The sequence below is a fragment of the Thioclava sp. UBA3469 genome, assembly GCF_002378135.1.
Lineage (GTDB): Bacteria > Pseudomonadota > Alphaproteobacteria > Rhodobacterales > Rhodobacteraceae > Thioclava > Thioclava sediminum.
Genome location: NZ_DFRG01000138.1, coordinates 1 through 4376, shown reverse-complemented (window position 1 = coordinate 4376; position 4376 = coordinate 1). Strand labels below are relative to the sequence as shown.

At 67.9% G+C, this 4376-nt stretch carries 5 protein-coding genes and 1 pseudogene; 3 read left to right on the top strand and 3 right to left on the bottom strand.

What is annotated here, in order from left to right; all coding sequences use genetic code 11:
• Positions 1-250: pseudogene (locus B3D39_RS11310) on the bottom strand (hypothetical protein); the annotation flags it as partial.
• Here B3D39_RS11310 and B3D39_RS11305 point away from each other — a divergent pair.
• Positions 197-1237 carry a DUF4139 domain-containing protein gene (locus B3D39_RS11305; protein ID WP_286789692.1) on the top strand — a complete coding sequence of 347 codons (1041 nt, stop codon included), beginning with the start codon at positions 197-199 and terminating at the stop codon, positions 1235-1237. The pseudogene B3D39_RS11310 and the gene B3D39_RS11305 sit on opposite strands and share 54 nt — an antisense overlap.
• Before the next feature lie 44 nt (positions 1238-1281).
• Here the strand turns inward: B3D39_RS11305 and B3D39_RS11300 are convergent, their stop codons facing one another.
• Both B3D39_RS11300 and B3D39_RS11295 read right to left on the bottom strand, forming a co-directional pair.
• A complete protein-coding gene (locus B3D39_RS11300) occupies positions 1282-1992 on the bottom strand; it encodes a hypothetical protein (protein WP_274962951.1) in 711 nt (236 codons plus the stop codon).
• A 138-nt stretch (positions 1993-2130) separates the two neighbouring features.
• Complete coding sequence (locus tag B3D39_RS11295) at positions 2131-2781, bottom strand: carbonic anhydrase (protein ID WP_098411567.1); 651 nt, start codon at positions 2779-2781, stop codon at positions 2131-2133.
• A 191-nt stretch (positions 2782-2972) separates the two neighbouring features.
• Between B3D39_RS11295 and B3D39_RS11290 the strand changes: the two genes are divergently transcribed.
• On the top strand, positions 2973-3317 hold the full coding sequence (locus B3D39_RS11290) for a hypothetical protein (protein WP_274962950.1): 345 nt from the start codon (positions 2973-2975) through the stop codon (positions 3315-3317).
• Between the two features lie 87 nt (positions 3318-3404).
• Positions 3405-4376 (top strand): leucyl aminopeptidase family protein (locus B3D39_RS11285; protein WP_286789691.1); only part of this gene is annotated, 972 nt, incomplete at its 3' end.

Below are 4376 nucleotides of genomic sequence, written 5' to 3'. Positions count from 1 at the left end.
CCTTGTCGGGTAATGAGACGCAGACGAGGCGGCCCAGCGGCTTCAGCAGCTCAAAGTAAGGGTCGAGCGGTGCGCGGCCGCTCGCCGTGTTGAGGATCACGTCGAAGGTGCCCCTCGCCGCCTGCATCTGCGCGGCGTCGGACGTGACGACGAAGCCCGCCGCGCCGAAGCCGCGCTCGACCCCGCGAAGGAGGCGGTGAAGCAGGCACAGGCTGCGCTCGATGCGCTGCTGAACCCGGCAGAGGATCACGACGTGCTGAGCGCCAAGGTTCAGGGCTCGGGCACGCTGACGATCACCTCCTACGTCCAGAACGCGGGCTGGCAGCCCTCCTATGATCTGCGGCTCGACCGCGACAAGAGCGCGGTGGACATGGAGCGGTTCGTCTCGGTCCATCAGGCCACCGGCGAAGATTGGCGCGGCGTCGATCTGACTCTCTCGACGGCACGTCCCGGCGGGCGGGCGGAGCCCGGCGAGGTCTATCCCCGCCTCGCCCGGATCGGTGATCCCGATGCGCCGCCCACGCCAGTGCCGATGAAGCGTTCCCTCGCCGCGTCCGATGGCGCTGCCTCTGCCCCGATGATGGAGGCGGCGATCAGCGACCGCGCCGATCTGCAGATGCAAGGCGAGACGGTGACCTATCATTACCCGAGCGCCGTGGACCTGCGCGACGGGGTGGACGATCTGCGCCTGAGCCTCGATTCCAAGACCCTGCCGATGGAGGTCTTCGCCGAGGCCGCGCCGCTGACCGATCCGCAGGCCTATCGCGTGGCCGAGGGCAAGAACGACACCGGAGAAATCCTGTTGCCCGGCCCCGCGAACCTCTATGCCGATGGGGCTCTCGTGGGTCAGTCGCATCTGCCGATGGTCGCGGCGGGCGACGATCTGACGCTTGGCTTCGGGACGATCGAAGGCATCCGCGTGGACCGCCGCATGCCCGACACGATGGAGGGCGATAGCGGCTTCATCTCGAAATCCAATGAGCGCCGCGAGGTGGTCGAGATCGAGGTGAAGAACCTCACCGACAAAGGCTGGCCGATGCGGGTGATCGACCGGGTGCCCTATTCCGAACAGGAAGACCTGAAGATCACGACCAAGGCGACCCCGCCCGCGAGCGAGAGCGATTACGATCATCGCCGCGGCGTGCTCGCATGGCGCTTCGATCTGGGCGCGGGCGAGACCAAGACGATCCGCACCGAGACGACGCTCAGCTGGCCCACCGATCAGGTGCTGCGCTAAGGCAAGGCTGCGCGAACAGCCCCGCGCGGCGAAGGCCCGCGTGATCAGGCCGCGTTTCGCGGATCGGCCGCAGCGCGCAGCTTCGCGAGCAGAGCTGGCGAGAGGCGCAGGAACCCGCGCGCGGGGGGCTCGGCCTTCGCCGCCTCGGGGGGCTGTGCCTCTGCACCGCCGGTCTTTTCAGTCGCCTCGGGCGTCTTCTCGTCCGGCGCGGCTTGCGGCTCCACCGCCTGCGCGGCCTGAGCCGCGGCATATTCGGCAGCAGCCGCCCGTGCCGACGCGCCCTCCGCCACGGTCGCGCCCTGCCCCGCCGTTGCTCCTACGATCTTGGTGCGCCCGCCATCGTCGCCCGGAAACGGCGCGCCGAACCGCAGCACAAGCTCCGTCAGGCCCGGCCCGATCTCGTCGAGCAGCATCAGGAAGCGGTTGGTGGGCCATGCGTGCAGCCCCAAGGCCCCGCCGCCCGCGAGCCGCAGAACGAAGCCCTCCCCCCGCAGCCGATGTTGCAGATCGAACCAGTCGCGCGCCTGATCCAGCGCCTCCTGCACCGCGTGCATTTCCGGCAGCGGCGCTTTCGCTGCAGGCGCTTCGGGCGCGGCCTCCTCCGCCAGACCGTCCTGCAACACGCGCCGGATCAGCTCCGCCGGGGGCAGACCGAACGCACGCGCTTCCGCCGCGATGCGGTCGATCAGATCGAGCGGCAGGCGCAGAGAGACAAGGCGGTGCTGAGAATGAGAGCGGGATGCAGATTGTGACATGGCGGGTCGAAGCTCGTTCGCATTGGCGGGGTCCCCCCAGCCTCGCGCATCAAGCTTAACAGCCCGTGAACACCAGTCGGATTTCCGCCGCAGCGGAGCCGTCGGCCCCGCGCAGGGGCCAACGGAAATGGCAAGGCCTCAGAACGTCTCGAACCGATCCGTGTCGGCGTCATACTGTTCGAGCACGCCTTCGCCAATGTCATGGCGCAGCCCGTGCAGCGTCATCCGGTCCGCATCAAGCGCCTCGCGCACGAAGGGGAAGGTCATCAGGTTCTCGAGGCTGACTTTCACCGCCTCGCGCTCGAGCGCCAGCACCTGCTGATCCTCGGGCAGGTCGGTCACGCGCTCGTAGCCCGGGCGCAGCAGGTTCAGCCAGGTGCCGACGAAGGAGCTTTTCTCCTCCAGCTCCGGCGCATGGCCCGAGCACATCGCGTGGCAGCCCGCGACACCGCCGCAATTGGAGTGACCGAGCACGATCAGATGCGCGACCTTCAGGCTGGTCACGGCATATTCGACCGCCGCCGAGGTGCCGTGGTGATCGCCATCGGGCGTGAATTCCGGCACGAGGTTCGCGATGTTGCGGTGAATGAAGAACTCGCCCTGATCGGCGCCGAACATCGAGGTCACATGCACGCGGCTGTCGCAGCAGGCGATGATCATCGAACGCGGGCGCTGCCCTTCGGAGGCGAGACGGCGATACCAGGCGCGGTTCTCGTTATAAGTGGTGGCGTGCCATCCTTGATAACGGCTCACAAGGTAGCTGGGCAGCGGTTTCACATGCTCTCTCATCGATCCCTCGTCTGGTTTCTGGCGTCTTATCGCTGCGTCAAATAGCGCGTTGCGCGCCCGGTTTCGAGAAGATTTTCCGTATCGCTCAACGAAATCTTGAGACCTCTCGATCACGTTACCGCCCGGGCGATGGTGAAATCAAAGGGGGTGTCGGGGTGACACAGGTGTCTCGCTTGCGCTGCAAGGAAAAGATGTCGCTGGATACGGCGCGGCTGGTGGTGCTCTATGCGGAGCTGGGACAGGACGCGGCGGAGCGGGTGATCTGCGCCACGGTCGAAGATCTCGCCTTCCATCTCAGCGCGCTGGAAGAGGCCACGAAATCGGGCCAATGCGGCAAGCTGCGCCGCGCAATCGTCGAAGTGATGGAGCTTGCCGAACAGGTCGGGCTGGTGTCGATGGTCAGCACGGCGCGCGACCTTCTGGAGTGTATCTCGGGCGGCGATGCGGTGGCGCAGGCGGCGGTGATGGCGCGGCTGGGCCGGATCGCGGAACGCTCGCTCACCGAGGTCTGGGATATCGGCAACCTGTCTTCCTGAGGCGTGAGCGATCAGCCCTTGCGGGCAGGCACGGCGGCGCTAGGCTCTGGGACGAAAGCAACCACCAGAGCCAAGGAGCCGCCCCCCATGAGCGCAGACAAGACCCCCGATGTCCCCGCCGAGTTTTCCTTTCTCGCCCCGCGCCCCGCGATGCGCTTCGCCGAGGCCGACGCGCCCGCGCGCGCGCTGATCGCCGTCGCGCCCGAGGGGTTGGAGCAGGCGCTCGCCGATCTGCCCCCCGCACAGCGCGCCTTCGTCGAGGCCACGGGGTTCAAGGCGAGCGCCGGGCAAGTCGCGCTTCTTCCCGGGTCGGACGGTGCGGAGGCGGCGCTGCTGGGTCTCGGGACCTCCGCTGCCCGGGCGCGCGAGCGGTTCTCGCTCACGCGCGCGGCCTCGGCCCTGCCCGAAGGTGCATGGCGGATCGAGGGAGATCTGTCTGAAGAGTTGAAGGCGGAAACGGCGCTCGGCTGGTTGCTCGCGGGCTATCGGTTCGGCCGCTATGCCGAAGCCGCGCCGCCGAAAGCGCGGCTGATCTGCCCGGAGGGCTTGGACGCGGCGCAGATCGAAGCCGTGGCCGAGGGCGAGGCCTTCACGCGTGACCTGATCAACACCCCCGCTTCCGATATGGGGCCGGACGAACTGGAGGGCGCAGCTCGACTGCTCGCCGAGCGTCATGGCGCAGAGGCCAAGGTGATCAAGGGCGACGATCTTCTGACGCAGAACTTCCCGATGATCCACGCGGTGGGCCGCGCCTCCCCGCGCACGCCGCGGCTGATCGAGCTGAGCTGGGGCAGCGAAGGACCGGCGCTGACGCTGGTCGGCAAGGGCGTGTGCTTCGACACCGGCGGGCTGAACCTCAAGCCCGGCGCTTCGATGGGGCTGATGAAGAAGGATATGGGCGGCTCGGCCACCGTTCTGGGCCTGGCCCATATGATCATGGCGACCGGCGCGAAGCTGCGCCTGCGCGTGCTGGTCCCGGCGGTGGAGAACTCGGTCGGCGGCGACAGTTTCCGCCCCGGCGACATCCTGACCAGCCGCAAGGGGCTGACCGTCGAGATC